Here is a 26,824-nt window from a genome sequence, read left to right on the forward strand (position 1 = left end):
AAAGAACATAAGCAGAACGCGAAATCAACCCTGCGGCAATCAGCGCTCGCGCAGGCGGGGCATCAACTCGACGAAATTGCAGGGCGTGTGGCGGCTATCCAGTTGCGAGGCGAGAATGCCCTCCCAACCGTCGCGAACCGCTCCGGTGGAGCCGGGCAGGGCGAACACATAGGTGCCCCGGGAGACGCAGGCGCAGGCGCGCGACTGGACGGTCGACGTGCCGATCTTCGCATAGCTCAGCCAGCGGAAGAGCTCGCCGAAACCGGGGATCATCTTGTCCGCAACGCGCTCCACGGCTTCGGGCGTGACGTCACGCCCGGTCACGCCTGTGCCGCCGGTCGTCAGGATGCAATCGATTGCGGGATCGTCGATCCATCCGTGCAACCGTCCTACAATCGCGGCGACATCGTCGGGAAGCAGCGCGCGATCGGCGAGCACATGACCGGCCTCGGTCAACAGCCCGACGAGCGTATCGCCCGACCGATCCTCCGCAAGCGTCCGCGTGTCGGAAACCGTGAGGACAGCGATGCGGACAGGGATGAACGCGCGCTGGAGATCAATTGGCATGGGCGACGGACGAGCGGCCGTTGCTGCTGAGACGCACCGCGCCGCCGCCCTTGGCTCCGGGGAACTTCGGCCACATGCCTTGCGCGAGCGCCGCGCGGCTGGCGGAGGTTTTTCCCTCCTGCTTTTCGTACATCCAGTAGTTGCGCAGCACTGACATCACGTAGCCGCGCGTCTCCCAATAGGGGATCGACTCGATGTAGAGGAGCGGATCTCCGCCGTCGTGCGCCTGCAGGTCCCAGGCCTGCACCGGACTCGGCCCGGCGTTATAGGCGGCGATCACCTTGGGCAGCAGCCCGCCGGTCGCCTGCATGTCACGCAGCTTCTCGAGATAGCTTTGACCCACTTCGATGTTGGTCGAAGGACGGGCGAGGGCAGAGCGATCGATCGTCACGCCCTTGGCACGGCCGAAGTCGCTCGCGGCTGCCGGCATGATCTGCATCAGGCCAAAGGCGCCCGCGGGGCTCACCACCTGCGGGTTGAACTTCGACTCCTGCAAGGCGTGGGCATAGACCAGTGCCTTGTCCACACGCCAACCGCCGTCCGGCGTCCAGTCTGGTGCCGGGTAACGGGCCTCCAGGACGGGCTTCGCCCCGACAGGTGCATTGTGCGACAGCCAAAGCTGGGTCGCCGGCAGGTTCATGCTGCCCGCGACGCGCGTGAGCGCAGCATAGTCGCTCGCATCGCCGATCCTGGCCTGGTGCCGCAGAACCTGGTCGGCCAGTGCCGCTTCGCCGATCTCGGACAGGGCGGCCGCGACACGGACATTCGGGCGCCGTTCCAGTGCCTGCCAGTCCGCCGTCACGCGTTCAGGGGCCGACTTGCGGTCGACCATGCCCAGCGCCTGGCGGGCGAGCAGACCGTAATAGGTTTCGCCATATTGCGCGGCGCTTTGCAGGCGCGGCTGCACCAGGTCCGGACGACCGCACGCGATGTCCGCCCGGGTCGCCCAATAGAGGCCGGCGGAGCGCAGCTCGGTATCGGTGGCACGACGGGCGACGTCGCCGAACGCCACCTGCGCCGCGGCGCAGTCCTTTTGCCGCCAAGCCGCGAGGCCCTGCGTCCAGTCCGCCTGCGCGGCCCAGTCGCCTTGCCCCCTTTGTGCGAGCCGCGCGACCCGGCGGGCGTTGCCGTCGTCCCCGGCCACGAAATAGATCCAGGCGACGCGTTGCTGCCATTCCGTCAGCGCGTCAGGCGTCAGCTCGCTCGCGCGCTGATTGAGCAACGCCTCGGCCGCAGGGCCATCGTCGAGCTTGACGAACGGCTTCATGGCGATGGCGAGTTCGGCGGCCACCTGGTCGCTGCGGATCGCGCGCGTCCGGACGCGCGTCGGCGCACCATCGAACCACGTCATGCGCTGTTGGCTGGGCAGCGCGGGAAGGGAGGCCGCGCCGCGAAGCTGTGCAAGACGGGCGAGCTGCGGCGCCTCCGGGAGTTCGGGCGCTTCCGCCAGAAGCGCAAGCAAAGGCTCAAGCGCGACCTTGGGAGAATTGGGCGCGGTATAGAGCTCGGCACGGGCAACGGCGTGCAGCGGGCCCGGCTTGAGCGCATCGAGCTGAAGCTGTGCATCGGCCCAGCGCGCATCCCGGATCGCTGCGAATACCGAGCGATAGGCTGTGCGCTCTTCGCTGCTCAATTGGCGAGGGACGCCCTCGAGAGCGCCGTGTTTCGCGCTGCCCCGCGCAAGGACGCGACCCTCGTCGAGATCGCTGGCGTTCGCGGCCAGAGGAGCGGCCATCAACAGGGCGCCTACCGCAAGAGCGATTTTCACGCGTCGTTTTCCTCGATCAACAGCTGCAAGTCGCGCCAGGCCTCCGCCTTGCACATCGGTCGCTCCAGCAGCACCCGCGGGTGGTAGGTGGCGACCGCCTTGCACGCCAAATTGTCATCGCTGAGCACGTCCGAACAGTCGCCGTGCGCTCCAGCCTTCGAGCCGAGCACGGCGCGACTTGCGATCTGGCCGAGCAGCAACAGCCGCCTGGGGCGGACGATCCCCACCAGGTGCCGGGCCATCGCCTCAAGTTCGGTGGCGCTCGCACGCGGCACCCGCCCCGCAAGTGGGCGGGCGACGCAGACGGAGGCGATCAGCGTCTGTTCGCGGGCCAAACCGATCGCCGCCAGCATCCGGTCGAGCAGGCGGCCTTCGGGTCCAGCAAGCAGGTGCCCGGCTGCGGCGTCCGCCTCTTCGGGAACGTCGGTCAGCACCATCAGCGCCGCAGTGGCTGGGTCCCCGCTCGGCGCAACGCGCGCCAGCGCCCATTTTGCGTCGGGTGCCTGATCCCCCATCCGGTAGGCGAGGAATTCCTCATAGGTGACCGGATAGCCTGGGTTCGGCGCTGCCGCCGGTGCTGCCGGCGGAAGTGGAGCAGGTGCCGGCAGAGCGTCAGGAACCAACCAATCGCGCGGCCGTTCTTCGACCAGCGTGTCGACACCCGCCTCAAGCCACCAATCCAGTGTGCTTGCCGCGATATTTCGCCAATCGAGATGCTGATCCGCCCCCATCACCCTATATAGGCCACCGGGTTGACGCCGCGGTCAATCTGAATGAATTCCGCTGCCGACAAGACGTTGCAGGTACGCGACGACACGGTGCCGCAGCGAGCGTGGGAGTAGGAGTGCATGAACGAGCGGGAATCAATGCCCTATGACGTCGTGATCGTCGGCGCGGGCCCCGCAGGTCTGTCGGCTGCGATCCGGCTGAAGCAGCTGGCGAACGAGGCCGGTCGCGAGATCGCGGTCTGCGTGCTGGAGAAGGGGTCCGAAGTCGGCGCCCACATCCTCTCGGGAGCGGTGATCGATCCGCGCGCGCTGGACGAGCTTTTGCCGGAATGGCGCGATCAGGGCTGCCCGCTCGCAGCGGTGCCGGTGACGGAGAACCATCACTGGATCCTGAACGCCACGGGCAAGACGGAAATGCCGCACTTCGCGCTGCCGCCGTTCATGTCGAACGAGGGGACTTATACCTGCTCGCTCGGCAGCCTGTGCCGCTGGCTGGCGGAACAGGCCGAGGGTCTCGGCGTCGAGATCTTCCCCGGCTTCGCCGCGGCCGAGGTGCTGTTCCACCACGATGGATCGGTCAAGGGCGTCGCGACCGGCGACATGGGCATTGCGCGCGACGGTACCCGCAAGCCGGACTGGCAGCCCGGATTGGAGCTCCACGCCAAATATACCTTCCTGGCAGAGGGCGTCCGTGGGCACCTTAGCAAGGAGCTGATCCGCATCTTCGACCTCGCGAAGGATGCGCAGCCGCAGGTCTATGGCATCGGCATCAAGGAGCTTTGGGACATTGCGCCCGAAAAGCATGTGCCCGGACGGGTGATCCACACGCAAGGCTGGCCACTGTCAGAAACCCGCGGCACCAACGGCGGCGGCTTTCTGTATCACCAGGCGAACGGGCAGGTGGCGCTTGGCCTCGTCACCTGGCTCAACTATTCCAATCCCCATCTTTCGCCGTTCCACGAGATGCAGCGGTGGAAGACGCATCCGGAGATCGCCAAGATCCTGGAGGGCGGCAAGCGCGTGTCCTATGGCGCGCGTGCGATCAACGACGGCGGCTGGCAATCCGTACCCAAGCTGGTCTTCCCCGGCGGCGCCCTGATCGGCTGCTCCGCAGGCTTCGTGAACGTGCCGCGGATCAAGGGCACGCATACGGCGATGAAAACCGCGATGCTCGCGGCCGAGGCCGCGTTCGACGCCATCGTGGCCGAACGCGCCGGCGACACGCTCGACGCATATCCCCGCGCCTATGAGGCGAGCTGGGTGTATGAGGAACTGCGCAAGGTCCGCAACGTGGTGCCGCTGGTCAAGAAGTTCGGCGACTTCGTCGGCTCGGGGCTCTCCGGCATCACCATGTGGGCCGAGCATTGGGGCATCCGCATGCCGTTCACGATGCGCCACCATCCGGACCACGAAAGCCTGTGGCGCAAGGATCAGGTCCAGCCGATCGCCTATCCGAAGCCCGACGGGAAGCTGACGTTCGACCGTCTTTCCTCGGTGTTCCTGTCGAACACCAACCATGAGGAGGATCAGCCGGTCCACCTCACGCTGCGCGATCCCGACATTCCGATCGACTATGACCTGCCGATGTTCGACGAGCCGGCGCAGCGTTATTGCCCCGCGGGGGTCTACGAGGTGGTGGAGACGGAGGGCGCCAAGCCGCGCTTCGTGATCAACGCCCAGAACTGCGTCCACTGCAAGACCTGCGACATCAAGGATCCCACGCAGAACATCAACTGGGTGGTGCCCGAGGGCGGGGGAGGGCCGAACTATCCCAACATGTAAGCGCCTGCTGCTGAGCGCCGTTGCTTCAGCGGGTGTTGCCGTTGCGTCGCCTGCCGCCGCTGCCGAGGAGAACCTGCCCGCCTATGTTCGTGCACGCGCGGCGGATGCGGACGGCGCGGTGGACGCGGCTGCACGCTATTACGCCCTCGCGCTCGCTGCCCGGCCCGGCAGTGAAGTGGTCGCAATTCGTGCGTATCGCGAGGGCCTCGCGAGCGGAGACCTAGCGCTTGCCCGCAAATCGCTGGCGGTGCTGTCGCGTGCGGGCGTTGCGCCGCCGGACGCCGCTGTTCTCGAGTTCGCGGATGCGGTGGTGGCTCGGCAGCCGGATCGTGCGTCTGGGGCAGTGGAGACGCTGGGCGAAGGTCCGCTCGACTTCCTGCAACCGGTGCTTGCCGCATGGCTTGCGCTCGATCGGGGCGACCCGGCAGCCGCACTGCAGTTCGCCTCGCGAGAAGGCGACGCCCTCGACCGCCGCTATGCGTCCGAGAACCACGCGCTGATCCTCCTCGCAAGCGGTCGCGCGGCAGAGGGGCTGGCTGCGGTCCAAGCACAACTCGGCACCCTGCAGGAGGACCTGCAGTTTCGGCTGGCCGCCGCGGCGCTGCTGGCGGGCAAGGGCAAGCGGGACGCCGCGCGGGCTTTGCTGGCGGGAGAGGATCCCGTGCTGGCGCTCTACCGCCAACGGCTGGGTCGGGGCGCAAAGGGCGACGCCAGGTTCGGGGCGTCGCGCTTTCTGACACGCGTTGCCAAGGATCTCGCGTCCGAGGAAACCGCGTCCCTCGCGATCGCGCTTGCGCGTGCGGCCCTGGTCCTCGACCCGCGCTACGACGGGGCACGGATCGCGCTCGCCGATGCGCTGTCGCTGGAGGGCGCCGATGCCAAGGCGCATCAGGCGCTGGCGGCGATCTCCGCCGGAAGCCCGTTCGCTCGCGAGGGACGTGCCGCAGAGGCGACCGTGCTGGCGCGCGCCGGCGAGGAGGATGCCGCCATCGCTGCAGCCACGGCGCTCTCCTCCGGCTCCGATAGCAGCGGGGAGGATGCACGCCGGCTCGGCGACCTGCTCGCCGAGGAGAGTCGGTTCGGGGAAGCCGCTGCCGCTTATGCGACAGCGCTTGATCGGGAAGGGGAGCCGCAGGACTGGGCGTTGCTGCTCCAGCGGGGGGCGGCTCTGGAGCAGGCGGGACGGTGGGATGAGGCGCTGCCGGTCTTACGCCGCGCCGTCGAGGTCGCGCCCGCAGAGCCGCTGGCCCTCAATTACCTCGGCTATGCCCAGGTCGAGCGGAACGAGAATTTGCCTGGCGCCATCGCGATGCTCGAACAGGCCCGTCAGCTTGCCCCGGAGGATCTCAACATCGCAGACTCGCTGGGGTGGGCCTATTATCGACAGGGGAACGCAGCGCGTGCCCTGCCGCTGCTGGAGCAGGCAGCCCGTGCCAACGAAGTGAGCGGGACAGTGCAGGAACATCTGGGGGACGTGCTTTGGCGGCTCGGCCGCCGTTATGAGGCACGCTATGCCTGGTCCGCCGCCCGTCTGGACGCGGATCCAGCGAAGGATGCGCAGTTGGCGGAGAAGCTCCTGCAAGGATTGCCCGCGGCCTCGGCGTCGCCCCGCCAATGATCCACGAAGTCGCTCGCGCGAAGCTGAACCTCGCGCTTCATGTCCGGCACCGCCGTCCCGACGGCTATCATGCGCTGGAGACCCTGTTCGCGTTCGTGGAGGACGGCGACCGGCTGACCGTCGCCGACGCCGAGGCGGACAGCTTCGTCATCACCGGCCCTTTCGCAGGCACGCTCCAGGCGGAGGGCGACAATCTCGTCACGCGCGCCCGCGATCGTTTCCGCTTGGCCTTCGGTAATGGGGGACCCTGCGCGATCCTGCTCGACAAGCGGCTTCCGGTCGCCTCCGGCATCGGCGGCGGATCGGCGGATGCGGCCGCGACGCTTCGGGCGCTCGCGACTCGCGCCGGGGTACGGGACGACGATCCGGCCCTCCTCGCCTGTGCGGACGCGCTCGGATCGGACGTGCCGGCCTGCCTGCTCAGCCGAACGGCGATCGGCCGGGGGCGCGGTGAGGATCTAGTCCCGATGGACGGTCTCACCGGAATTCCTGCGTTGCTGGTGAACCCGGGCGTGGGCGTCCCCACGGCAGCGGTGTTCGGCCGCTGGGACGGTGTGGACCGCGGGCCGATCGGCAGCGGCGACCTGCTGGAGGTCGCCTGTTCCGGCCGCAATGACCTGGAGCCTCCGGCACGGTCGCTGGCACCTGCCATCAACGCCGTGCTCGCCCTCCTGGAGCGCCAGCCCCGCACCCGTTTGGTACGGATGTCGGGTTCGGGCGCGACTTGCTTCGCCTTGTTCGAGGACACGCTCGCCTGCGCTTCGGCAGCCGAGGCGATCCGGGATGCCGAGCCCGCGTGGTGGTGTCTCGAAACGGCACTGATCTAGACTGGGAATCCCGCGGCGGGACGGCGTGTCGCGGCAGAATTGGCTTTTGCAGGATTGCAGCCGTGTCTCCGCTCGGGCCTAAACGAACGGCGGATCAGACGCCGTCAGCGGACGTCCGTGGATGGCCCCTGCCTCGTGCAAGCGCCATCCTCCCGTCCAGGGGGTGACAGCCGGCCGTTCCTGGGGCAGGTCGCTGCCATGTCAGACCGCAGCCCTGCCGGATCCTCTTCCTACCCGAACGATCTTCCGCCCGCCGAGCGGATCGACGGCATCGCAGGCGGTGTGCTGCTGCTGTGCGACCATGCGTCTAACCACGTGCCCGCGGACATCGGGCTTGGCGTGCTGCCCGCCTTGCTGGATCTGCACATCGGCTATGACATCGGCGCGGCCGCGCTGACCCGCAGCCTCGCATCAAGCCTGGGTGCGCCGGCGGTTCTCGGCACCGTTTCCCGGCTGGTGATCGACCTCCATCGGGAGCCGGATCATAGCGGTCTCATCCCGGCTCTGAGCGATGGCCAGGCGATCCCGGGCAACCACGGCGCCGATCGGTCCGCACGGATTGAGCGGTTCCACATTCCCTATCACGCCGCGATCGGACAGGCGGTGCAAGACTATCGGCCCGAACTGGTCGTGGCGATCCACAGCTTCACGCCGCGGCTCGCGAGCGATGGCCGCGAACGGCCCTGGCAGGTGGGGATTCTCTACAATGAGGACAGTCGGGCGGCTCACCCCGCGATCCGGGTGCTTCGGGAGCGGGGTTTTGTCACGGGAGACAACGAGCCCTATTCCGGGCGCGAGCTCAACGCGACGCTCAACCGCCATGCGGAGGCGCATGGCATCCCGAGCATGTCCGTCGAGGTTCGCAACGACCTGATCCAAGACGAACACGGTGTAGGCAAGTGGTCGATCATCCTCGCCGATGTCATCGCGCAGGTGCGTGCGGAGCTCGTGCGATGACGGCGGTGTTCTGGCGATGCGGCGGCACCGGGCTTCTGTCGCTGATGCTCGCAGCGTGCGGCGATGCCGGGCCGCCTGAGCCTCCCAGCGGCTTGCGTATCGCCTGCGCAGCGGAGGGTGCGCAGTTGGCGCAGAACTGCTTGGTCGAACAAAGTGAGGGGCAGCAAGGCTTGGTGCTGACCGTGCGGCGTGCCGATGGTGGTTTCCGGCGTCTTCTCGTCGCCAGGGACGGGAGCGGCGTCACTGCCGCGGACGGTGCGGAGCCGGCGCTCGTGCGCTTGCGGTCACCCAGCGAGATCGAGGTGCAGATCGGCGGCGACCGGTACCGTTTGCCTGCACGCGTAGACGGAGGGGCTGGAGCATGAGGATCCTGCCTCCAGGCGCCCCGATCCTGCGTGCAGACGAAATGCGGGTAGCCGAGCAGCGCTGCTTCGACTGCGGCGTCTCCCAATCCGAACTGATGGAGCGCGCCTCGCTCGCCGTTGCGCGGGAAGTCGCCCGGCTGGGCGCGGGGCAGCCGGTGCTCGTGCTTGCGGGACCGGGAAACAACGGAGGCGATGCCTATGGCGTCGCGAGGCTGCTGCGCAACTGGGGCCATGACGTGGCGGTCGCCGCGATCGGCCGGCCCAAGAGCGGTGCGGCCGCAGCCAACGCCGCGGCGTGGCAGGGTCCGGTGGAGAGCCTTGAGCAGGTGAGCTCAAGGCCGGTCCTGGTCGACGGCTTGTTCGGTACCGGCATGTCGCGCGCGCTGGACGCTCCCGTAGCCGCCCAGCTGGCGCGGCTCGTTGCGGCGGCCTCCGTTTCGGTGGCGATCGATATCCCCTCGGGCATCGAGACCGACACCGGCCTCGATCTGGGCGCGCCGGACGGGATGACGGCCACGGTGGCGCTCGGCGCGCTCAAGCCGGCGCATGTGCTCGGCGCCGGCCTCTCCAAATGCGGTCACGCCCTGCTTGCCGACATCGGCGTGGAGATGGCCACTGACTGGCGCAGCATCGCACGTCCGACCATGCAGGCTCCGAAAGCGCAGGCGCATAAATATGATCGAGGGCTGGTGGTCGTGGTCGCCGGCAGCATGGCCGGAGCCTCTCGCCTCGCGGCGCGGGCGGCGCTCCACGGTGGCGCCGGCTATGTGATCCTGGCGGCGCCGGAGCCTGCCACCAGCGGCCCCGACGCCATCGTCCACCGCACGATCGACGGCGGGGATGCGCTCGCCGACCTGCTTGCGGATCCGCGCATCGGCGCGGTGGTGATCGGACCTGGCCTCGGCCGGGACGCAGCGGCCATGGACCTCCTCAAGGCGGCGATCGGCTGCGAGCGGGATCTGGTGATCGACGGCGACGCGCTCAGCCTGCTGGGCGGGACGGCTGCCGAACGTCTGCGCACCCGCAACGCCGCGACGCTGCTTACCCCTCACTCGGGCGAGTTCGCGCGCATGTTCGATGCCGCCGGCAGCAAGATCGAGGCGACACTCGCTGCCGCCAGGAACAGCGGCGCTACGGTGATCCACAAGGGCGCGGACACGGTCATCGCGTGGGCTGACGGCAAGGTCGTGGTCGCATCCGCGGCATCGTCGTGGCTGTCGACCGCCGGTACCGGCGACGTGCTGGCGGGGCTCGTCGCCGCGCGTCACGCCGCCGGCGGCAGCGCGGATGAAGCCGTATGGCTGCACAGCCGCGCCGCGCGACTTGCCGGTCCCGCGTTCGCAGCCGACGACCTGATCGCCCGGATCCCAGTCGCGATCGGAGAATGCCTGTGAGCGGCGATCTGATCGTGCGCGTGGCGGCCCGCGGCGAGGGCATCTCCGCCGATGGCCGTCACGTAGCCTTTGCGGCCCCCGGCGACCGGCTGCTCCCCGACAACAGCGTGGTGCCCGGTCCCCATCATCAGGTGCCGCCCTGCCGGCATTTCCCGGCATGCGGCGGCTGCCAACTCCAGCATCTCGACGAAGAAAGCTACGCCCTGTTCGTGCGCGATCGCGTGCTAGGCGCGCTTGCGACTCAGAACCTGGCGACGGAAGTCCTTCCCGCGCTTGTCTCGCCGCCGCGCACCCGGCGTCGCGCAACGCTGCATGCCGAGCGTCGCGGACGCCAGGTGTTGCTTGGCTTCACGGAAACCGGCAGCCACCGCATCGTCGACATGATGGAATGCCACGTGCTGCTTCCGGAGCTGTTCGCGCTGGTCGCGCCGCTGAGGACGCTGCTGGCGGCCATGCTGGGAGAGCGCCGCGCGGACGTCCATCTGGCGCAGACCGATCGCGGCGTCGACGTGCTGATCACCGGCTCCCTCGGCGACAAGCTCGCCGAAGTGGAGGCGCTGACCGGCTTTGCGGAGCGGCACGGCCTCGCCCGCCTGTCGGTGGACGACGGCTATGGCCCGGAGACTCGGTGGGAGCCGGAGCCCGCGACGATCAGCTTCGCGGGCGTGCCGGTCGCGCTTCAACCGGGTGCCTTCCTGCAGGCTACGCGAGAAGGCGAGGCGGCCTTGGTCGCGGGCGTGAAGGATGCGGTCGGAAGCGCTCCGATCGTTGCAGACCTGTTCGCCGGACTGGGCACCTTCTCCCTCGCGTTGGCAGAGCGCGCCAAGGTATATGCAGGCGAAGCCGCCCGGGAGCCGATCCTCGCGCTAAAGGCCGCCGCCTCGCGCGCTGGCCGACCCGTATTTGCCGAGCATCGGGACCTCTACCGCCGTCCGCTGGCCCCTGCCGAACTCGACCGGTTCTCGGCAGTCGTGATAGATCCGCCGCGTGCCGGTGCTCGCGAGCAGGCAGCGGCGATCGCCGCCAGCAAGGTGCCGGTCGTGGCGTATGTTTCGTGCAATCCCAGCAGCTTCGCACGAGATGTGAAGATGATGTGCGAGAGCGGCTACCGGCTCGATTGGGTGCAGCCGGTTGGCCAGTTCCGCTGGTCCACCCATGTCGAGCTGGTGGCGCGGCTCAGCCGCTAGTGGGGTACACGGCCCCGGTGAAGTAGAGTCCGTCCGGCGGCGCATTGAGGCCCAGCCGCGAGCGATCGCGCGCGGCGAGCACCTCGCGCACCTGCTCCGGGCGCCAGCGTCCTTGCCCCGCCAGGGCGAGGCATCCGACCATCGAGCGAACCTGGTGGTGCAGGAACGAACGGGCGGCGGCGTGGATGAGCACCCGATCGCCACGCCGTTCGACGTCCAGTTGGTCGAGGGTGCGCAGCGGGCTCTCGGCCTGGCAATGCGCGGAGCGGAAGGTCGTGAAGTCGTGCCGACCGACGAGATACTGCGCCGCGGTCTGCATTGCATCGACATCGAGCGGTTGCGGCACTTGCCACGCGAGGCCTGCTTCCCAGGTGAGCGGTGCCCGCCGGTTGACGATCCGGTATTCGTAGGAGCGACCGACGCAGGAGAAGCGGGCGTGCCAGTCGTCCTCCACCCCCTCGCAGGCGAGAATGGCGACGGGATCGGGCCGCAGATGCGCGTTCAGCGCTTCCATGAGGCGGAAGGGCAGGATGGTCTTTTCGATTTCGACGTGCGCCCGCATGGCGAGCGCATGGACCCCTGCGTCCGTGCGACCGGCAGCGTGCACCGCGACCTGCTCACCGGTGACCCGCCAGGCCGCTTCCTCGATCGCCTGCTGGACGCTCGGACCGTGCGATTGCCGTTGCCAGCCCATGAAGGGGCGGCCGTCATATTCGACCGTCAGGGCGAACCGGCTCACGACAGCAGCGTGCCCGCGGGAATGGGGAAGCCGCGCAGGAGGTCTGCCGCAGGCATGGCGCCCCGGCCGGCGCGCTGAAGCAGGGTGGGCCGGATCGCCCCCGTGCCGCACGCGATCGTAAGCCGCTCGTCCAGCACGGTACCCGGCGCGCCGCTCTCTTCTGAGACTTCCGCCGCCAGGACCCGGAAGCGCTCGCCATTGAATTCGAAGAACGCTGTGGGATGAAACGCCCGGACCTGCCGCTCCACCGCGTCTGCTGCTGCATCGAAGCGCAGGCGCGCTTCGGACTTGTCGAGCTTGGCGGCGTAGGTGACGCCGGTTTCCGGTTGGGGAACAGGCGGATAGCCGTCGATGTTGCCAAGCACTTCGACCATTGCCGCGCCACCCAGTTGCGCAAGGCGATCCGTCAGTTCGGCGGCCGTGTCCCTGCCGATCGGCGTGCGTAGCTCATGCCGCACCGGGCCGGTGTCCAAGCCAGCTTCCATCTGCATTATGCCCACGCCCGTCTCGGTGTCGCCGGCCAGGATCGCCCGCTGCACGGGCGCAGCGCCCCGCCACCGCGGCAGCAGCGAGGCGTGGACGTTGAGACAGCCGAGCCGCGGCGCATCCAGAACCGCTTGCGGCAGGATGAGCCCATAGGCCGCGACGACTGCCACGTCCGCGCCCAACGCTGCGAAGTCCGCTTCGGCTTCGGCAGTGCGCAACGTCGTCGGATGCCGGACCGGGAAACCGAGCGCTTCGGCGCGGGCATGCACCGGCGTCGGGGTCGGCGCCTTGCCGCGGCGGCCGCCTGCACGCGGCGGCTGCGTGTAGACGGTGACGATCTCGTGCCCGGCAGCCACCAGTGCGTCCAGGATCGTGACCGCAAAGCCGGGCGTGCCCATGAAGATGATGCGCATCCGCGCTCTCGACACGCTAGCGGCCCGGCACGCAACCCCCTATCTGTCGTAGCGATGGCTTCCCCAGAGATCGAGGCGCTGACGCAGGCGCTGTCCCGCTTGCCGGGCCTTGGCCCACGCTCCGCGCGTCGGGCCGTATTGCACCTCATCAAGAAGCGCGAAACGGCACTGGTTCCGCTGCTCGGCGCCTTGGAGCGGGTGAGCGAGCGGCTGTCCACCTGCTCGGTCTGCGGCAATGTTGATACCAGTGACCCTTGCGCCGTCTGTGCCGATCCGCGGCGGGACGCGCGTGCGCTGTGCGTCGTCGAGGAAGTGGCGGATCTGTGGGCGCTGGAGCGTTCCCGTCTGTTCCCGGGCCGCTTCCACGTTCTGGGCGGGCGGCTGTCGGCGCTCGAGGGCGTACGCCCGGAGGACCTTGCGATCGACCGGCTCGTCGCGCGCGTGGCCGATGGCGGCGTCGACGAGGTGGTGCTCGCGATGAACGCGACGCTGGAGGGACAGACGACTGCGCACTATCTGGCAGAGCGGATCGAGGCGTATCCTGTACGGATCACGCAGTTGGCGCATGGCTTGCCCGTAGGCGGGGAGCTGGATTATCTGGACGAGGGCACCCTGGCACAGGCGCTGCGAGCGCGACGGCCCGTGGTGTGAGTGCATCGCTTGACGTGCCGGGGGGGCTTACCTAGCTAGCGCCCATGGCCATCCTGCCCATCATCGAGATTCCCGATCCGCGCCTGCGGCTGATTTCCACCCCCGTGGATGCGGTCGACGACGAGGTTCGCACGCTCATCGCCGACATGTTCGACACGATGTACGACGCGCCCGGCATCGGCCTCGCGGCGATCCAGGTTGCGGTTCCCAAGCGGGTACTGGTGATCGATCTTCAGGAGCAGGAAGACGCCGAAGGCAAGCCGGTCAAGGAGCCGCTCGCCTTCGTCAATCCCGAGATCCTCGAGACCTCCGACGAATGCTCCCTGTACAAGGAAGGCTGCCTGTCGATCCCGGACCAGTTTGCGGATGTCGAGCGGCCGGCGCGCTGCCGCGTACGCTGGCTGGACGAGCAGGGGGCCGAGCATGACGAGTGGCTCGAGGGGCTGCTCGCGACCTGTCTCCAGCACGAGATGGACCATCTGAACGGCGTGCTGTTCATCGATCACCTCTCGCGGCTGAAGCGGGAGATGGTCATCAAGAGGCTCAACAAGGCGCGCAAGGCGGCCTGATCGCGACGGCCGGATTGGGTCCCGCCGCCCGCACTCTCACGAGAGTCCGTCGATCTGCCCTGCCGCGTTGAGGCGAATGCCTTCGGCCGCGGGTACCCGCGGCAGGCCAGGCATGGTCATGATCTCCCCGCAGATCGCCACCACGAAGCCGGCACCTGCGGCGAGGCGCACTTCGCGCACATGCACCACATGTCCCGATGGGGACCCAAGCTGGGTCGGATCGGTCGAGAAGCTGTACTGGGTTTTCGCCATGCAGACTGGCAGGTCGCCGAAGCCGTCGGCTTCCCAGCGACGAAGCTGGGCGAGCACGCTCGCGTCTGCCACCGCCTCCTCGGCACGGTAGATCCGCTTCGCGACCGTGTTGATCTTGTCGAACAGGCTCAGGCGATCGTCATAGAGCGGCATGAACCGCGCCGAGCCTGCATCGGCCAGCGCCGCGACCGCCTCCGCCAGTTCGCCAGCGCCCGCTCCGCCATCGGAGAAGTGGGTGCAGACCACCGCGTGGCAACCCTGTGCCGCGGCGATCGCGCGCACGGCCGCGATTTCCTCTTCCGCGTCCGAAGCAAAGCGGTTGATCGCCACCACCGCCGGTACGCCGAACTGGGCGACGTTCTCCAGGTGGCGCATCAGGTTCGCGCCACCCCGCTGCACGGCGGCAACGTCGGGCGCCGCGAGGTCCGCCTTGGCGACCCCGCCGTTCATCTTGAGCGCCCGTACGGTCGCTACGATCACCACCGCATCCGGTGCGAGCTCGGCCATCCGACACTTGATGTCGAAGAACTTCTCCGCGCCCAGATCAGCCCCGAACCCCGCTTCCGTCACGACATAATCGGTGAGGCCGAGTGCGGTGCGCGTGGCGATCACCGAGTTGCAGCCGTGCGCGATGTTGGCGAAGGGGCCGCCGTGGACAAAGGCTGGGGTGCCCTCCAGCGTCTGGACGAGGTTCGGCTTTATGGCTTGGGCCAGCAGCGCCGCCATCGCACCAGCGGCATTCAAATCGCGTGCCGTGACCGCGCGGCGGTCGGCGGTGTAGCCGACGATGATGCGCCCCAGCCGGGCTTCCAGGTCGGCGAGGTCGCTCGCCAGGCAAAGGATCGCCATCACCTCGGAAGCGACGGTGATGTCGAAACCGGATTCCCGCGGGTACCCGTTGGTGGCGCCACCAAGGGAGTGGACGATGTCGCGCAACGCGCGGTCGTTCATGTCGACGACCCGGCGCCAGCTGATACGGCGCACGTCCAGCCCCAGCGCGTTGCCCCAGTAGATGTGGTTGTCGATCATGGCGGTGAGCAGGTTGTGGGCACTGGTGATCGCGTGGAAATCGCCGGTGAAATGGAGGTTGATGTCCTCCATCGGCACGACCTGCGCATAGCCGCCTCCCGCTGCCCCGCCCTTAGTGCCGAAGCAGGGCCCTAGCGAGGGCTCGCGCAGGCACAGCGCGGTGCGCCGGCCGCTTCGCGAAAGGGCGTCGGCAAGTCCGACCGAGGTCGTGGTCTTGCCTTCACCCGCGGGCGTGGGATTGATCGCCGTGACCAGGATCAGCTTGCCGGTCGTATCCCGCTTCGGCAGCGCTTCGACTGCGATCTTCGCCTTGTGGTGGCCATAGGGTTCAACGGCTTGAGACGGGATGTCGAGCTTCGCCGCCACCTCTGCGATTGGGAGCAGGGTTGCGGCGCGGGAGATTTCGATGTCGGTCAGCATCGGTGCGGCTTAGGCGAGCGGGGTGCCGGCGGGAAGGGTGGTTGGACGGGCTCTGGTGCGGAGCGCCCGGCAGGCTGCCGATGTTCTGCTTGTGACCTCTTGGGCGGACGCGTAAGTTCCGGGTTCGTTCGCGTGAGGGGTTTGAGTTGATGGACGCTGTGGTTCTGCTGGTGATCGTGCTGGCGATGGTCGTGGGGCTCGCGCTCGGCTGGTTCCTTGGGCAGCGTGGGATCGCCGAGGCGCGGGGCGAGAGGGATCGGCGAGAGGCCGATTTCAAGGCGGCGATCGCGGATCTCGCGCTGGCAAGCGAACGTGCGAAAGAGGCGGGCGCCCTGCGCCAGGAAGTCGAGGGACTCCGTCGCGATCTCCAGACGGAGCGGGTCGAGCATGCCCGGTTGAAGGCCACTGCCGAAGCGTTCGACGAGCGCCTCCAGGAATTCAAGGACGCGCGCGAGGCGATGTCGGCGCAGTTCCGTGAGACTGCCCAGGTGATGCTCGACGGGGCGCAGCGGACCTTCCTGGAGCGGGCGAGCGAGCGGTTCCAGCAGGCGGGCGAAACCAACGAGATGAAGCTCAAGGCGCTGCTGGCACCTGTCGAGCAGACGCTCCAGCGCTATGAGCAGAACGTCAGCAAAGTCGAGGGCGAGCGCAAGGAGGCCTATGGCAATCTTGCGGGGCTGATGGAGGCGATGCGCATCGGGCAGGAGTCGGTGAAGAGCGAGGCGGCGAAGCTCGTCAACGCGCTGCGCTCCGCGCCCAAGGCGCGCGGGCGCTGGGGCGAACAGCAACTCCGCAACGTCCTGGAAACCTGCGGCCTCGCCGAACACACCGACTTCGCGATGGAGGTGAGCGTCGAGAGCGAGGGCGGGCGGCTTCGTCCGGACGCCATCGTCCGCGTTCCTGGCGGCAAGAGCCTGGTGATCGATGCCAAGGTGTCGCTCAACGCCTATCAGGACGCGCATGGCGCGCTCGACGAACGCGAACGCGCGACCCACATGCAAGCGCACGTGGTCTCGATGAAGACGCACATCACGCAGCTTGGGGCGAAGTCGTACCAGGCGCAGTTCGACGACACGCCCGACTATGTCATCATGTTCGTGCCGGGCGAGCACTTCCTCTCGGCGGCCCTGGAGCATGCGCCGGATCTATGGGACTTCGCCTTCGATCGTCGGGTGCTGATCGCCACCCCGACCAACCTGATCGCGATCGCCCGGACCGTGGCGGCAGTTTGGCGGCAGGAGAAGCTTGCTGGCGAAGCCCGCCAGATCGCGGAATTGGGCAAGGAGCTCCATACCCGCCTCTGCACCATGGGGGCCCATGTAGCGAAGCTCGGCAAGAACCTGGAGACCGCGACCAGCGCCTACAACGCCTTCGTCGGCAGCCTGGAGTCACAGGTGCTGACCTCCGCTAAGCGCTTCGAGACGCTCAACATCGATACCGCGGGCAAGTCGCTCGATCCGCTCCCGGTCGTGGAGCAGACGACCCGACCGCTGACCAAGCTGGCCGCGGTGTTGCCGGCGGCGGAACCCGAACCGGCCGAGTGACGCGCTCCCGACGTGCTGCGGGCGGTGGCCGTGGCACGTCGACAGGCGATCAGCAGGTCGGCGGCTGCTCCAGCCGATCCAGTACGGTGTAGGCCATCACGGCGGTTGCGACGGCGGCGTTGAGGCTGTCGGCCTTGCCGCGCATCGGGATCTTGACCAGCAGGTCGCATTCCGCCGCCATGAAGTCGGGCATTCCTTGGGCCTCGTTGCCCGTCAGCAGAAATGTCGGCGCCTGGTAGGCCGGCGTGCGGTAGTCATGCTGCGTGTCGAGGCTGAGCCCGACCAGTTGGCCGGGACCCGAGCGCAGCCAATCGCGGAACTCGTCCCATCGCGCACGCGCGAACGGCACGGTGAAGATCGCGCCCATGCTTGCCCGCACGGCTTCGACCGAAAAGGGGTCGACGCAGTCGTCGAGCAGGATCACGCCGCCTGCGCCGGTGGCATCCGCCGTTCGCAGGATCGTACCCAGGTTGCCCGGATCCCGGAGCCGCTCGGCCACGAGCCACAGGGGGGCGGTGTTGCGATCCAGTCGATCGAGCGCAGTGGGCAACTCGTCATAGACGCCAAGCACCGCACCCGGATTGTCCTTGCCCGAAAGCTTGGAAAGGATGTCGGCATTCGTTTCGATCGCCTCGCCGCCCGCAGCTTCACAGGCGGCGACCAATGGCCGAACCAGCGCATGGTCGGCACTCGCGCGCGTGTAGAACAGGTAGCGGGGCAGGTGGCCGGCTTCCCGCGCCTCCGTCAGGATGCGGAGCCCCTCGGCGAGGAAGAGCCCCTCGTCGCGGCGGTGCTTCTTGTCGCGAAGGGTGCGGACCCGCTTCACCAGCGGGTTCGAATAGGCGGTGATTTCTCTGGGCATGGCAGCAGGAGCGAGGATCAATCCTCGCCGAAACGATCCTCGACGAGGGCAACCATCTCGCCGACCACGCGATCGGCTTCCGGTCCAGTAGCGCTGATCACGATCGTGTCGCCCATTGCCGCACCCAGCATCATCAGGCCCATGATCGAGGTGGCGGTAACCTGCGAGCCGTCCTTTTCCACCGTGAGCGGGATCGGCTGGCTCGAGGCCAGGGTCACGAACTTCGCGCTGGCACGGGCATGCAGGCCGCGCCGGTTGGCGATGCGGACCTCACGGCGGACCTCACTCATGCAGCAGCCTCTCCCAGCACTTCCGAGGCGACCGAGATATACTTGCGCCCGGCGTCCCGCGCGGCCGCCACCGCCTCGACGACCTTCATCGTCTTGCGCGCACCGCCGAGGCGAATCAGCATCGGCAGGTTGATGCCGGCGATCACCTCGATCCGTCCCGTCTCCATCAGCGAAATGGCGAGGTTCGACGGGGTGCCGCCGAACAGGTCGGTCAGCACGATCACGCCGTTGCCGTCGTTCACTTCCTCGATGCCGTGCGCGATGTCCGCGCGGCGTTCTTCCATGTCGTCTTCCGGGCCGATGCAGACGGTTGCGATCCGTTCCTGCCGGCCGACGACATGCTCCATCGCGACGACGAACTCTTCTGCGAGCCGCCCGTGCGTCACGAGTACCAAGCCGATCATTTCTCTCGAGCCCCCGAGCGATTCATGGAGCCTGCGGTGCATCCTCCAGCGAGTTCTGGGGAATTGTTCCCAGATCGCGGTGGGTCACCGTGGGCGAAAATCCTGCGTCGCGCAACCATGACGCCATCCGTTCTGCGACGTGGACCGAACGGTGTCGCCCCCCGGTACACCCGAACGCGACCGTAACATAGGCCTTTCCTTCGGCCCGGTAGCGCGGGAGGAGGGTGCCCAGCAGCGTCTCGATCGCCTGCATCGCCGCTGGATAGGCAGGATCCTCCGCCACATAGGCGGCGACATCGGCGTCCTGTCCCGTTCCGGGGCGCAACTCCGGCACCCAATGGGGATTTTGCAGGAAGCGCATATCCAGGACGATGTCGGCGTTGCGCGGCAGTCCCCGTGCGAAACCAAACGAAAGCACCGACAGCGTCGGCTCGCCGTGGCCTGGGATCGAGTACGTTACGCGGACCTGCTGCGCCAGGTCGGCCGCGGACATGTCGGTGGTGTCGACGAGCTGGCTCGCCCAGCGGCGCAGTGGCGCCAGGAGCTCCCGCTCCCGCGCGATGCCGTCGCTGGCTGGCCGATCGAGCGCGAGCGGGTGCCGCCGCCGAGTCTCCGCGTAGCGCCGCTCCAGTTCGGTGCTGGCACAGTCGAGGAACAGCGTGCCGATGTCGCGGCCGCCCTCCTCGTTCAGGAGCTTGATGCGGCGGACGATGCTCTCCGCGTCGAAGCCGCGGGTGCGCGAACCGATGCCGATGGCCAGCGGCTGGCCACCCTCGCGGTGGGTGACCGGCTGTTCGGTCGCGAGGAGGCGATCGAGCAGCAGCAGCGGCAGGTTGTCGACCACTTCCCAGCCGAGATCCTCGAGTGTCTTGAGCACGGTCGACTTGCCCGCGCCGGACAGACCGGTGACGAGAAGAATGCGCTGGGGCTCGTTCCGCGCGCTCATGCAGCGCCCGCGAGCATGCGAAGGGCGAGTTCCACCTTGATCGGTGCCGAGGGCTCGAGAGCAGGAAGCGCCACGAGCGGGATCTCGATCCCGGCGATGCAGCGCTGCTCCGGGCGTTCCGGCAGCCGCTCTGGCGTGGGCTCGATGCGGACCATCATGGCGACGGGTACCTCGTTCCGGAAGGGCAAAGAGACAATGCCGATCCCGCGCACTTCGATCCGCCCCGCAATTCGTTCCGGTGCGCGACCCACCAGGCGGGATTCCTGCACCTCAAGCACCGTATAGTCGTCGCTGACCAGCTCGGCGCCGCGATCCACCAGCCGGAGCGTCAGGTCGGACTTGCCAGCGCCCGACTCTCCTTCGATCAGCACGCCACGGCCGTCGATTGCGACACAGCAGGCGTGGAGTGTCTCCGCAGCCGGCATCACGCCGCGACCTGCGGCAGGCGGACAACGAAGCGGGCACCACTCAGGCGGTCTTCTCGGGATTCGACGGCGATCATGCCTCCATGCCCTTCGACAATGGTGCGCGCGATGGCAAGGCCCAGGCCCGAGTGGGTGCCGAAAGCCTCGCTGGCCGGACGGACCGAGTGAAAGCGGCGGAAGATCGCGTCCCGTGCTTCCTCGGGTACGCCGGGACCCTCGTCCTCCACGCGAACCACGATCGAGCTGTCCTCGGCGACCGCCGACACGGTGACGAGTCCATCGTCCGGCGAAAAAGAGACGGCGTTGTCCAACAGGTTCTCGAACACTCGCTCCAGCCGCGAGCCTTCGCCGGAGACGAGCAAAGGCCCTTCGCTGAGCCGATCGAAGCGTACGCGTACGCCTCTGACCGGCTCGCGTTCTGCGCGCAGGCGAACCAGCGCCTCCAGCAGGGCCGCCACGTCGATCGGCTCGAACTTGGCGCGGCTCAACTGCGCGTCGAGGCGCGAAGCATCCGAGATGTCGCTGATCAGCCGGTCCAAGCGGTGCACATCGTCGCGCATGATCGCCATCAGCCGTTCCTGCAAGGCAGGGTCCTTGACGTGGTCGAGACTGTCCATCGCAGAGCGCAGCGAGGCGAGGGGGTTCTTGAGCTCGTGCGTCACATCTGCGGCGAAGGCTTCCGTCGCGTCGATCCGCGCGCGCAGGGCGCCGCTCATGTCGGAGATCGCGCGGGCCAGCATCCCGATCTCGTCTCGTCGGTAGGGCAGGCGGGGCACGACGACCTCGCGCGCCCGGCCCAGGCGGACGCGCACCGCCGCACGCGCGAGCAGCCGGAGCGGCTGCACGATCGTCCGCGCGAGGAACAGGGACAGCAGTATGGAGACGAGCGCCACTACCAGCAGGACGACGCTCAACCGCAGGCGTTCGGCGCGAACGGTCTGGACGATGTCGCGGGCGTCCACCGTCGAATGGAGCGTAGCCCCGGCCGCGAGTGGCGCCGCGGCGGTGATCACCGGCGAGCGATCCGGTGCGCGCCAGACGGTCGCGACGCCTCTTCCCGTGGCCGCTGCGCTGACTACCTCGGGCCATTTCAGCCCGTCCGACTTGCCGCGTTCGCGGTACAGCGGGGCACGGCGGGTGCCGGCGACGGTGTCGATCATCGCGTCGAGCAGCCGTGCGACATCTTGCTGCCACGGCTCCTTGTCGGGATCCCGCAGTCGGAAATTCTGCACGCCCGCCGCGCGACTGTCGAAGCGCTCGATGCCACCGGCGTCATACACGCGCAGTCGCGCACCCTGGGCGCGGGCCATTCGCAGCAGGAGCCGGGTACGAGCTTCCGGGTCCACCGCGCGCAGGGCCTCGCCGGTGAGCGCAATCTCCCGCTCGGCCTGGCTCACCCGCTCATCGAGGATGCGCGCGCGAAAGCTGTCCAGGTAGAAGAAGCCGCCGGCGACGAGCGCCAGGGCGAAGATGTTGACGAACAGGATGCGCGGCGTGAGCGAAACCCGCCCGGAGCGGCGGGAGCCCAGCGCCTGCTCCCTATTCCTCCGAGAAACGGTAGCCGGCGCCATAGAGCGTCTCGATGGCGTCGAACTCGGAGTCGACCTGCCGGAACTTGCGACGAATGCGCTTGATGTGGCTGTCGATCGTCCGGTCGTCGACATAGATGTCGTCTTGGTAGGCCGCGTCCATCAGCTGGTTGCGGGTCTTCACGATACCGGGACGCTGTGCCAGCGTCTCGAGGATCAGGAACTCCGTCACCGTGAGCGTCACCGGGCCGCCGTTCCAGGTAACCCGGTGGCGCGCCGGATCCATCGACAGACGCCCGCGGACAAGAACCGGCTGCGGGGGCTCCTCGCCCGAGCCGAGAGCGACCGCGGGCGCTTCGGCACGGCGGAGGATCGCGCGGATGCGGGCAATCAACAGCCGCTGGGAAAAGGGCTTGGCGATGTAGTCGTCGGCACCCATGGCGAGGCCGAGCGCCTCGTCGAGCTCGTCGTCCTTGGACGTCAGGAAGATCACCGGGATCTGGCTCTTCTCGCGCAGGCGCCGCAGCAGCTCGAGCCCGTCCATCTTGGGCATCTTGATGTCCAGCACGGCAAGGTCCGGCGGGTTGTCGATCAATGCCTTCAGCGCTGCCTCGCCGTCCGAATAGACGCGCGTCGAGAACCCGTCCGCTTGAAGGGCGATCGAGACCGAGGTCAGGATGTTGCGATCGTCATCGACGAGCGCGATCGTCGCCGTCATCGCCGATCCCTTGGTTTCGCTGCCATGCTCCGGCGGTATCCCAAAGAGGTGGGAGGCTCAACCTCAACGGCATCGTGACGCCGGCGCGTGCGCGGGGTCACCCCCGCGCCTTTGCAATGAAGGCATCGATGTTCCGCTCCAGCACCGTCATCGGCACGCCGCCGCCGGTGATCACCGCGTCGTTGAACCCGCGGAAGTCGAAGCGGTCGCCAAGCGCCTGCTGCGCCTTGCGCCGCAGCCGGTTGATCTCCGAATGCCCGACCTTGTAGCCGCAGGCCTGGCCGGGCCAGGAGCAATAGCGGTCCACTTCACCGCTTACCTCCTCCACGGTCGAGCCGTTGGTGGTGGCGAACCACTGGATCGCCTGCTCGCGCGTCCACCGCTTCGCGTGAAGGCCGCTGTCGACCACCAGACGACAGGCGCGGAAGGCGATCGACTGGAGATAGCCGAGCCGCCCCACGGGATCCTTCTCGTAGACACCCAGCTCGTCGCCAAGCTGCTCCCCGTAGAGCGCCCAGCCTTCGGAAAAGGCGTTGAACCCAAGCGGCGACCGAATGAGCGGCAAGCGGAACGTATATTCGCCCTGCCAGACGTGCCCGGGGATGGCTTCATGATAGGAAAGGGTGGGAAGCGCGTAGCGCGGCCAGATCTCCGTGGTGCGCAGGTTGATCCACAGCTTGCCCGGAACGCTGCCGTCGATCGAGCCCGGTCCGCCATAGGCACCCGGCGCGCCCGCTTCCTCCACCAGGGGGATACGGCGCACCTCGGCGCGACCCGGAACCAGCGTGTGGAACGCGCGCGGCATACGGGCCCGCATGTCCTGGATGCGATCCGTCAGCAGCGCGATGATCTGCTCGCGACCCTTGTCGTCGTTCGGAAACAGAAAGCGCGGGTCCTTGCCAAGCGCCGTCATCCGCTCGCCGACGGTGCCCTTGGTATAGCCGAGCGGCTTCAGGATCGTATCCATCTCCGCCTGAAGCCGCGCGAGTTCCTCGCGACCCATGGCGTGGACCTCGTCGGGCGTCATGTTGGTCGTCGTGGAGGCCCGGAGCGCCCAGGCGTAATAGGCGTCGCCGTTCGGAAGGTTCCAGGCTCCGGCGTCGCTGGTCGCCTTTGCCCGCTGTTCCTTCAGCGCCGCCTCCTGGCGAAGCAGCGCGGGTCGGACCTTCTGCTCCAACACCTGCGCGACAGCCTTGGCGTCCGTACCCGGGATCTTGGCGGTGCGGCTGGCGTAGCTTTTGTAGAGATCCCAGTCGGTCACCGCTCCGGCATGGCTCTTGCCAATCTGTGCCAGGGTCTTGTCGAGCAGGAAGTCGGGCGGGATCACGCCCAGCGCCGTCGCAGCGCGCAGGCGCTCGGTCTCGCCATCCAGCTGATCGGCATAAGCGTTAACCCGGGCGACGAATGCCTCTGCATCCGTCCGGGTCTCGATCTTGTGATCGCTGTCCAGGAAGCGCGGGGTGTCCAGATAAGCCCCGACGTTCTGCACGACCACGTAGGGCGTGTTTCGCCAGCCCCCGACCGCGACGTCGCCATAGGGTTGGGCGAAGCCTTCAAGCGCAGTCTCGAACGCGGTGCGGACGACGTCGACATCGGTGCGCGTGGCCGTAGAGAGCTGCGCCGTGTCGATTGCCTTCAGGCGACGCACATGATCCGTGAGGTGCTGGCGCAGCTTCGCCTGACCCGCAGGGGAGCGGTCGCCGAGCCGGGACTTGAGCGCGGCCCGCTTGCCCGTGTCGATCCCCAATCCCGATGCCGTTTCGGGCATATCCGCCAGCAATGATTCCGCGATCTGCGACAACAGCGCTTCCGCCGCGGCGTCGGCTCCCGTGGCGGCGAAAGCGGTCGCCGGCAGAGCCTGGGTCGCAGCGGCGGCCGCGCCGGCAGCCAGAAGTTCGCGGCGGGTCAGGGTCATGCGGGCTCCTCAAGGGCAGCTTCGGGGCAGCGACATCTGCCCCGGCTTGGAATTGAGCGGCTTTGCTAGCATGACGGCGCCATGAGGACAGCCCATCTCGCTCGCCACCTGGCGGCGCACCCATGATCCGCCGCGTGCTGTTCGGCGAGCATTCCACGCAAGCGCCGGCAATCGCCCACTTCATCGACCGTGCGCGGTTCGAGCCGAGCTTCGCGGACCTCGCTTCTGCGGACTTCGCAGGCTTCGACCTGGTGGTGCCGCTTAGCGTCGCGCAGATAGCGCAGGCACGCCCAGCGAACTTCGACGGTGTTCGCCGCGCGGTGCTGCCGAGTCCGGAGCTCGTGGCGCTGTGCGACGACAAGCTCGCATGCAACGAGTGGATGATCGAACAGGGCTTCGGAGAGAACGTCCCGGCGCTGCTGGACGACGAACCGGATTGTTTCCCCTATATCCGCAAGTCCCGTCACGGGAACTTCGGGGCAGGTTGCGTGATGGTGCGCGATGCCGCGGAGGCGGCGGCGATCGGCACCATCCCGGAAGACTCCTTCCATCAACGGGCCGTGCCCGGCGCCGACGAATATGTCCTGCACCTGCTGCGTATCGACGGGCATGTCCGTTTCCAGCTTTGCTACCGGTACGACATGGGAACGCCTCTGGCCGTGCGCGGCGGAGCTCAGGGAGCCAAGGCGGTTGTGCCTGCCGATCCCGGTGACGCGCTATCGCTCTGCTGTGCCGTTCTGGACGCGATGGAGTACGAGGGTACCTGCTGCTTCAACTACAAGCTGGAGGACGGGCGACCGCAGATCCTGGAGATCAACCCGCGCTTCGGCGGCTCGCTGGTCGGCGAAGTCAGCGCCTATCTCCAGGCGCACGTCGACGCGCTGGCGCCAATCGCCCCCTAGCGCGGCGGCATGACCTTGGTTACATGGGCCGCCAACCTTCGACTCCCGCAGGATCTGGCGCCCCCATGGACATCCCTCTCGGTCTCACCTTCGACGACGTTCTCCTGTACCCGGCGGAATCCGACGTTCTGCCCAGCCAGGCGGACACGCGGACGCAGGTGACCCGCGGCCTCGCGCTCAACATCCCCTTCCTGTCCTCGGCAATGGATACCGTTACCGAGGCGGACATGGCGATCGTGATGGCCCAGCTCGGCGGCATCGGCGTCCTTCATCGTAACCTCGACCTCGAGCAACAGGTCGCCGCGGTGCGCGCGGTCAAGCGCTTCGAATCGGGCATGGTGGTCAACCCGATCACCATCCTGGCGGATGCGCCGCTCGCGGAAGCTCGGACGCTGATGGAGCGCCATCGGATCAGCGGCATCCCGGTGACGGACACGACGGGCAAGCTGGTGGGCATCCTCACCCATCGCGACGTCCGGTTCGCCGAGAACCCGGCGCAGCCGATCTCCGAGCTGATGACGCGCGACAACCTCGCGACGGTCCCGGCCGGCGTCAGCCAGGAAGAAGCACGCCGCCTGCTCCACCAGCGTCGCATCGAGAAGCTGCTTGTGGTGGACGAGGCGTACCGCTGCGTCGGCCTCATCACCGTCAAGGACATTGAAAAGGCGGTCACCTATCCTTCGGCCACCAAGGACGCCGCCGGCCGGCTGTGCGTGGCAGCCGCAACCACCGTCGGCGACAAGGGCTATGAGCGTACCGCCGCCCTGGTGGACGCCGAGTGCGACCTCATCGTCATCGATACGGCGCACGGCCACAACCGCGAGGTCGCGCGCGCCGTCGAACGCGTGAAGAAGCTGTCGAACTCCGTCCAGGTGATCGCAGGCAATGTCGCCACGGCCGAGGCGACCCGTGCGCTGATCGATGCGGGCGCCGACGGGATCAAGGTCGGGATCGGCCCTGGCTCGATCTGCACCACCCGTGTGGTCGCGGGCATCGGTGTGCCGCAGCTGACCGCGGTGATGGAATCGGCCAAGGAAGCGCGCAAGTCGGGCGTGCCCGTGATCGCGGACGGCGGCATCCGCACGTCGGGCGACGTGGCCAAGGCGCTGGCTGCCGGCGCATCCGCGGTAATGATCGGATCGCTGCTCGCGGGCACCGAAGAGGCCCCGGGCGAGACGTTCCTGTACCAGGGCCGCGCCTACAAGTCGTATCGCGGCATGGGCTCGGTGGGCGCGATGGCGAAGGGATCGGCGGACCGCTATTTCCAGCAGGACATCAAGGATCAGCTGAAGCTGGTGCCCGAAGGCATCGAGGGCCAGGTACCCTACAAGGGTCCGGCGCGCGACGTGATCCACCAGTTGGTCGGCGGCGTGAAGGCGGCGATGGGCTACACGGGTTCGCACACGATCCCGGAGCTCCAGGAGCGCGCGCGCTTCGTTCGTATCACCGGCGCGGGTCTTCGCGAGAGCCATGTGCATGATGTGACGATCACGCGTGAAGCGCCCAACTATCCGACCCGCTGACCGCGCGACGAGGG

26 protein-coding genes are annotated in these 26,824 nt (G+C 67.9%); 12 read left to right on the plus strand and 14 right to left on the minus strand.

What is annotated here, in order from left to right; genetic code table 11:
- Positions 1 to 39: 39 nt before the first annotated feature.
- From moaB to MHZ35_RS05685, 3 genes are read right to left on the minus strand one after another with little or no spacing between them, the layout of a single operon-like run.
- Positions 40 to 567 (minus strand): molybdenum cofactor biosynthesis protein B, encoded by a 528-nt coding sequence (gene moaB / locus MHZ35_RS05675; RefSeq protein ID WP_239434733.1) that lies wholly within the window; start codon positions 565 to 567, stop codon positions 40 to 42.
- Entirely contained in the window at positions 557 to 2,302 is a 1,746-nt protein-coding gene (locus tag MHZ35_RS05680; RefSeq protein ID WP_274615679.1) for a lytic transglycosylase domain-containing protein, read from the minus strand. Before MHZ35_RS05680 ends, moaB begins: the two co-directional genes overlap by 11 nt.
- Before the next feature lie 29 nt (positions 2,303 to 2,331).
- Positions 2,332 to 3,066: a uracil-DNA glycosylase gene (locus MHZ35_RS05685; RefSeq protein ID WP_239434735.1), complete on the minus strand. Its 735-nt coding sequence runs from the start codon at positions 3,064 to 3,066 to the stop codon at positions 2,332 to 2,334.
- A gap of 117 nt (positions 3,067 to 3,183) precedes the next feature.
- On the opposite strand from MHZ35_RS05685, the gene MHZ35_RS05690 reads away from it, so the two are divergent.
- The 7 genes from MHZ35_RS05690 (at position 3,184) to MHZ35_RS05720 (ending at position 11,193) form a co-directional block, all read left to right on the plus strand.
- Positions 3,184 to 4,845, plus strand: a complete 1,662-nt coding sequence (locus MHZ35_RS05690) for an electron transfer flavoprotein-ubiquinone oxidoreductase (RefSeq protein ID WP_239434736.1) — start codon at positions 3,184 to 3,186, stop codon at positions 4,843 to 4,845.
- Between the two features lie 118 nt (positions 4,846 to 4,963).
- Positions 4,964 to 6,463 carry a tetratricopeptide repeat protein gene (locus MHZ35_RS05695; protein WP_239434737.1) on the plus strand — a complete coding sequence of 500 codons (1,500 nt, stop codon included), beginning with the start codon at positions 4,964 to 4,966 and terminating at the stop codon, positions 6,461 to 6,463.
- Positions 6,460 to 7,290 carry a 4-(cytidine 5'-diphospho)-2-C-methyl-D-erythritol kinase gene (locus MHZ35_RS05700; RefSeq protein ID WP_239434738.1) on the plus strand — a complete coding sequence of 277 codons (831 nt, stop codon included), beginning with the start codon at positions 6,460 to 6,462 and terminating at the stop codon, positions 7,288 to 7,290. Before MHZ35_RS05695 ends, MHZ35_RS05700 begins: the two co-directional genes overlap by 4 nt.
- Positions 7,291 to 7,488: 198 nt before the next feature.
- Positions 7,489 to 8,247, plus strand: coding sequence for an N-formylglutamate amidohydrolase (locus MHZ35_RS05705; RefSeq protein WP_239434739.1), 759 nt, complete (start codon positions 7,489 to 7,491; stop codon positions 8,245 to 8,247).
- Positions 8,244 to 8,612: a hypothetical protein gene (locus tag MHZ35_RS05710; RefSeq protein ID WP_239434740.1), complete on the plus strand. Its 369-nt coding sequence runs from the start codon at positions 8,244 to 8,246 to the stop codon at positions 8,610 to 8,612. The genes MHZ35_RS05705 and MHZ35_RS05710 overlap by 4 nt, the downstream gene beginning before the upstream one ends.
- A complete protein-coding gene (locus MHZ35_RS05715) occupies positions 8,609 to 10,006 on the plus strand; it encodes an NAD(P)H-hydrate dehydratase (protein ID WP_239434741.1) in 1,398 nt (465 codons plus the stop codon). Before MHZ35_RS05710 ends, MHZ35_RS05715 begins: the two co-directional genes overlap by 4 nt.
- Positions 9,997 to 11,193 (plus strand): class I SAM-dependent RNA methyltransferase, encoded by a 1,197-nt coding sequence (locus tag MHZ35_RS05720; RefSeq protein WP_239434742.1) that lies wholly within the window; start codon positions 9,997 to 9,999, stop codon positions 11,191 to 11,193. The genes MHZ35_RS05715 and MHZ35_RS05720 overlap by 10 nt, the downstream gene beginning before the upstream one ends.
- Here the strand turns inward: MHZ35_RS05720 and truA are convergent.
- Together truA and fmt are read right to left on the minus strand one after the other, a co-directional pair.
- The gene (truA, locus tag MHZ35_RS05725) at positions 11,183 to 11,932 is read right to left on the minus strand and encodes a tRNA pseudouridine(38-40) synthase TruA (RefSeq protein WP_239434743.1); all 750 of its coding nucleotides are present in this window, start codon (positions 11,930 to 11,932) and stop codon (positions 11,183 to 11,185) included. The genes MHZ35_RS05720 and truA overlap by 11 nt on opposite strands.
- Positions 11,929 to 12,831, minus strand: a complete 903-nt coding sequence (gene fmt / locus MHZ35_RS05730; protein ID WP_239434744.1) for a methionyl-tRNA formyltransferase — start codon at positions 12,829 to 12,831, stop codon at positions 11,929 to 11,931. The genes truA and fmt overlap by 4 nt, the downstream gene beginning before the upstream one ends.
- Before the next feature lie 54 nt (positions 12,832 to 12,885).
- Here fmt and recR point away from each other — a divergent pair, with 54 nt between their 5' ends.
- Entirely contained in the window at positions 12,886 to 13,482 is a 597-nt protein-coding gene (recR, locus tag MHZ35_RS05735; RefSeq protein ID WP_125959606.1) for a recombination mediator RecR, read from the plus strand.
- Between the two features lie 44 nt (positions 13,483 to 13,526).
- Positions 13,527 to 14,051 (plus strand): peptide deformylase, encoded by a 525-nt coding sequence (gene def / locus MHZ35_RS05740; RefSeq protein ID WP_239434745.1) that lies wholly within the window; start codon positions 13,527 to 13,529, stop codon positions 14,049 to 14,051.
- A gap of 36 nt (positions 14,052 to 14,087) precedes the next feature.
- On the opposite strand, the gene MHZ35_RS05745 is transcribed toward def, so the two are convergent.
- On the minus strand, positions 14,088 to 15,752 hold the full coding sequence (locus tag MHZ35_RS05745; RefSeq protein WP_239434746.1) for a formate--tetrahydrofolate ligase: 1,665 nt from the start codon (positions 15,750 to 15,752) through the stop codon (positions 14,088 to 14,090).
- A 149-nt stretch (positions 15,753 to 15,901) separates the two neighbouring features.
- Between MHZ35_RS05745 and rmuC the strand changes: the two genes are divergently transcribed.
- Positions 15,902 to 17,296: a DNA recombination protein RmuC gene (gene rmuC, locus MHZ35_RS05750; protein WP_239434747.1), complete on the plus strand. Its 1,395-nt coding sequence runs from the start codon at positions 15,902 to 15,904 to the stop codon at positions 17,294 to 17,296.
- 49 nt (positions 17,297 to 17,345) lie between these two features.
- Here the strand turns inward: rmuC and MHZ35_RS05755 are convergent, their stop codons facing one another.
- The 8 genes from MHZ35_RS05755 to MHZ35_RS05790 form a co-directional block, all read right to left on the minus strand.
- Positions 17,346 to 18,158 (minus strand): TrmH family RNA methyltransferase, encoded by an 813-nt coding sequence (locus MHZ35_RS05755; RefSeq protein ID WP_239434748.1) that lies wholly within the window; start codon positions 18,156 to 18,158, stop codon positions 17,346 to 17,348.
- 17 nt (positions 18,159 to 18,175) lie between these two features.
- Positions 18,176 to 18,448, minus strand: a complete 273-nt coding sequence (locus tag MHZ35_RS05760) for an HPr family phosphocarrier protein (RefSeq protein WP_125959610.1) — start codon at positions 18,446 to 18,448, stop codon at positions 18,176 to 18,178.
- Positions 18,445 to 18,852, minus strand: a complete 408-nt coding sequence (locus tag MHZ35_RS05765) for a PTS sugar transporter subunit IIA (protein ID WP_125959611.1) — start codon at positions 18,850 to 18,852, stop codon at positions 18,445 to 18,447. The genes MHZ35_RS05760 and MHZ35_RS05765 overlap by 4 nt, the downstream gene beginning before the upstream one ends.
- A 22-nt stretch (positions 18,853 to 18,874) precedes the next feature.
- Positions 18,875 to 19,798, minus strand: coding sequence for an RNase adapter RapZ (gene rapZ / locus MHZ35_RS05770; protein WP_125959612.1), 924 nt, complete (start codon positions 19,796 to 19,798; stop codon positions 18,875 to 18,877).
- The gene (locus MHZ35_RS05775; protein ID WP_239434784.1) at positions 19,795 to 20,223 is read right to left on the minus strand and encodes an HPr kinase/phosphorylase; all 429 of its coding nucleotides are present in this window, start codon (positions 20,221 to 20,223) and stop codon (positions 19,795 to 19,797) included. The genes rapZ and MHZ35_RS05775 overlap by 4 nt, the downstream gene beginning before the upstream one ends.
- A complete protein-coding gene (locus MHZ35_RS05780) occupies positions 20,223 to 21,794 on the minus strand; it encodes a sensor histidine kinase (protein WP_239434749.1) in 1,572 nt (523 codons plus the stop codon). The genes MHZ35_RS05775 and MHZ35_RS05780 overlap by 1 nt, the downstream gene beginning before the upstream one ends.
- Positions 21,763 to 22,470 (minus strand): response regulator, encoded by a 708-nt coding sequence (locus MHZ35_RS05785; RefSeq protein ID WP_239434750.1) that lies wholly within the window; start codon positions 22,468 to 22,470, stop codon positions 21,763 to 21,765. The genes MHZ35_RS05780 and MHZ35_RS05785 overlap by 32 nt, the downstream gene beginning before the upstream one ends.
- 97 nt (positions 22,471 to 22,567) lie before the next feature.
- Entirely contained in the window at positions 22,568 to 24,385 is a 1,818-nt protein-coding gene (locus MHZ35_RS05790) for a DUF885 domain-containing protein (RefSeq protein ID WP_239434751.1), read from the minus strand.
- 122 nt (positions 24,386 to 24,507) lie between these two features.
- On the opposite strand from MHZ35_RS05790, the gene MHZ35_RS05795 reads away from it, so the two are divergent.
- Together MHZ35_RS05795 and guaB are read left to right on the plus strand one after the other, a co-directional pair.
- Positions 24,508 to 25,287 (plus strand): hypothetical protein, encoded by a 780-nt coding sequence (locus MHZ35_RS05795; RefSeq protein WP_239434752.1) that lies wholly within the window; start codon positions 24,508 to 24,510, stop codon positions 25,285 to 25,287.
- Positions 25,288 to 25,352: 65 nt separating this feature from the next.
- The gene (guaB, locus tag MHZ35_RS05800; RefSeq protein WP_239434753.1) at positions 25,353 to 26,810 is read left to right on the plus strand and encodes an IMP dehydrogenase; all 1,458 of its coding nucleotides are present in this window, start codon (positions 25,353 to 25,355) and stop codon (positions 26,808 to 26,810) included.
- Positions 26,811 to 26,824: the final 14 nt, after the last annotated feature.

It is taken from the genome of Sphingomonas sp. ACRSK (genome assembly GCF_022346685.1).
Taxonomy (GTDB): Bacteria; Pseudomonadota; Alphaproteobacteria; order Sphingomonadales; family Sphingomonadaceae; genus Sphingomonas; species Sphingomonas molluscorum.

What these genes read in the sequence shown, in the direction of transcription:
- rmuC (WP_239434747.1), top strand. Translation starts at nt 15,902, where the DNA reads ATGGACGCTGTGGTTCTGCTGGTGATCGTGCTGGCGATGGTCGTGGGG.
- guaB (WP_239434753.1), top strand. Translation starts at nt 25,353, where the DNA reads ATGGACATCCCTCTCGGTCTCACCTTCGACGACGTTCTCCTGTACCCG.
- MHZ35_RS05685 (WP_239434735.1), bottom strand. Translation starts at nt 3,066, where the DNA reads ATGGGGGCGGATCAGCATCTCGATTGGCGAAATATCGCGGCAAGCACA.
- MHZ35_RS05720 (WP_239434742.1), top strand. Translation starts at nt 9,997, where the DNA reads ATGCCTGTGAGCGGCGATCTGATCGTGCGCGTGGCGGCCCGCGGCGAG.
- moaB (WP_239434733.1), bottom strand. Translation starts at nt 567, where the DNA reads ATGCCAATTGATCTCCAGCGCGCGTTCATCCCTGTCCGCATCGCTGTC.
- MHZ35_RS05780 (WP_239434749.1), bottom strand. Translation starts at nt 21,794, where the DNA reads ATGGCGCCGGCTACCGTTTCTCGGAGGAATAGGGAGCAGGCGCTGGGC.
- MHZ35_RS05775 (WP_239434784.1), bottom strand. Translation starts at nt 20,223, where the DNA reads ATGCCGGCTGCGGAGACACTCCACGCCTGCTGTGTCGCAATCGACGGC.
- MHZ35_RS05785 (WP_239434750.1), bottom strand. Translation starts at nt 22,470, where the DNA reads ATGACGGCGACGATCGCGCTCGTCGATGACGATCGCAACATCCTGACC.
- MHZ35_RS05690 (WP_239434736.1), top strand. Translation starts at nt 3,184, where the DNA reads ATGAACGAGCGGGAATCAATGCCCTATGACGTCGTGATCGTCGGCGCG.
- MHZ35_RS05795 (WP_239434752.1), top strand. Translation starts at nt 24,508, where the DNA reads ATGATCCGCCGCGTGCTGTTCGGCGAGCATTCCACGCAAGCGCCGGCA.
- fmt (WP_239434744.1), bottom strand. Translation starts at nt 12,831, where the DNA reads ATGCGCATCATCTTCATGGGCACGCCCGGCTTTGCGGTCACGATCCTG.
- MHZ35_RS05760 (WP_125959610.1), bottom strand. Translation starts at nt 18,448, where the DNA reads ATGAGTGAGGTCCGCCGTGAGGTCCGCATCGCCAACCGGCGCGGCCTG.
- MHZ35_RS05705 (WP_239434739.1), top strand. Translation starts at nt 7,489, where the DNA reads ATGTCAGACCGCAGCCCTGCCGGATCCTCTTCCTACCCGAACGATCTT.
- MHZ35_RS05680 (WP_274615679.1), bottom strand. Translation starts at nt 2,302, where the DNA reads ATGGCCGCTCCTCTGGCCGCGAACGCCAGCGATCTCGACGAGGGTCGC.
- MHZ35_RS05710 (WP_239434740.1), top strand. Translation starts at nt 8,244, where the DNA reads ATGACGGCGGTGTTCTGGCGATGCGGCGGCACCGGGCTTCTGTCGCTG.
- MHZ35_RS05745 (WP_239434746.1), bottom strand. Translation starts at nt 15,752, where the DNA reads ATGCTGACCGACATCGAAATCTCCCGCGCCGCAACCCTGCTCCCAATC.
- recR (WP_125959606.1), top strand. Translation starts at nt 12,886, where the DNA reads ATGGCTTCCCCAGAGATCGAGGCGCTGACGCAGGCGCTGTCCCGCTTG.
- MHZ35_RS05790 (WP_239434751.1), bottom strand. Translation starts at nt 24,385, where the DNA reads ATGACCCTGACCCGCCGCGAACTTCTGGCTGCCGGCGCGGCCGCCGCT.
- MHZ35_RS05700 (WP_239434738.1), top strand. Translation starts at nt 6,460, where the DNA reads ATGATCCACGAAGTCGCTCGCGCGAAGCTGAACCTCGCGCTTCATGTC.
- def (WP_239434745.1), top strand. Translation starts at nt 13,527, where the DNA reads ATGGCCATCCTGCCCATCATCGAGATTCCCGATCCGCGCCTGCGGCTG.
- MHZ35_RS05715 (WP_239434741.1), top strand. Translation starts at nt 8,609, where the DNA reads ATGAGGATCCTGCCTCCAGGCGCCCCGATCCTGCGTGCAGACGAAATG.
- MHZ35_RS05755 (WP_239434748.1), bottom strand. Translation starts at nt 18,158, where the DNA reads ATGCCCAGAGAAATCACCGCCTATTCGAACCCGCTGGTGAAGCGGGTC.
- MHZ35_RS05765 (WP_125959611.1), bottom strand. Translation starts at nt 18,852, where the DNA reads ATGATCGGCTTGGTACTCGTGACGCACGGGCGGCTCGCAGAAGAGTTC.
- rapZ (WP_125959612.1), bottom strand. Translation starts at nt 19,798, where the DNA reads ATGAGCGCGCGGAACGAGCCCCAGCGCATTCTTCTCGTCACCGGTCTG.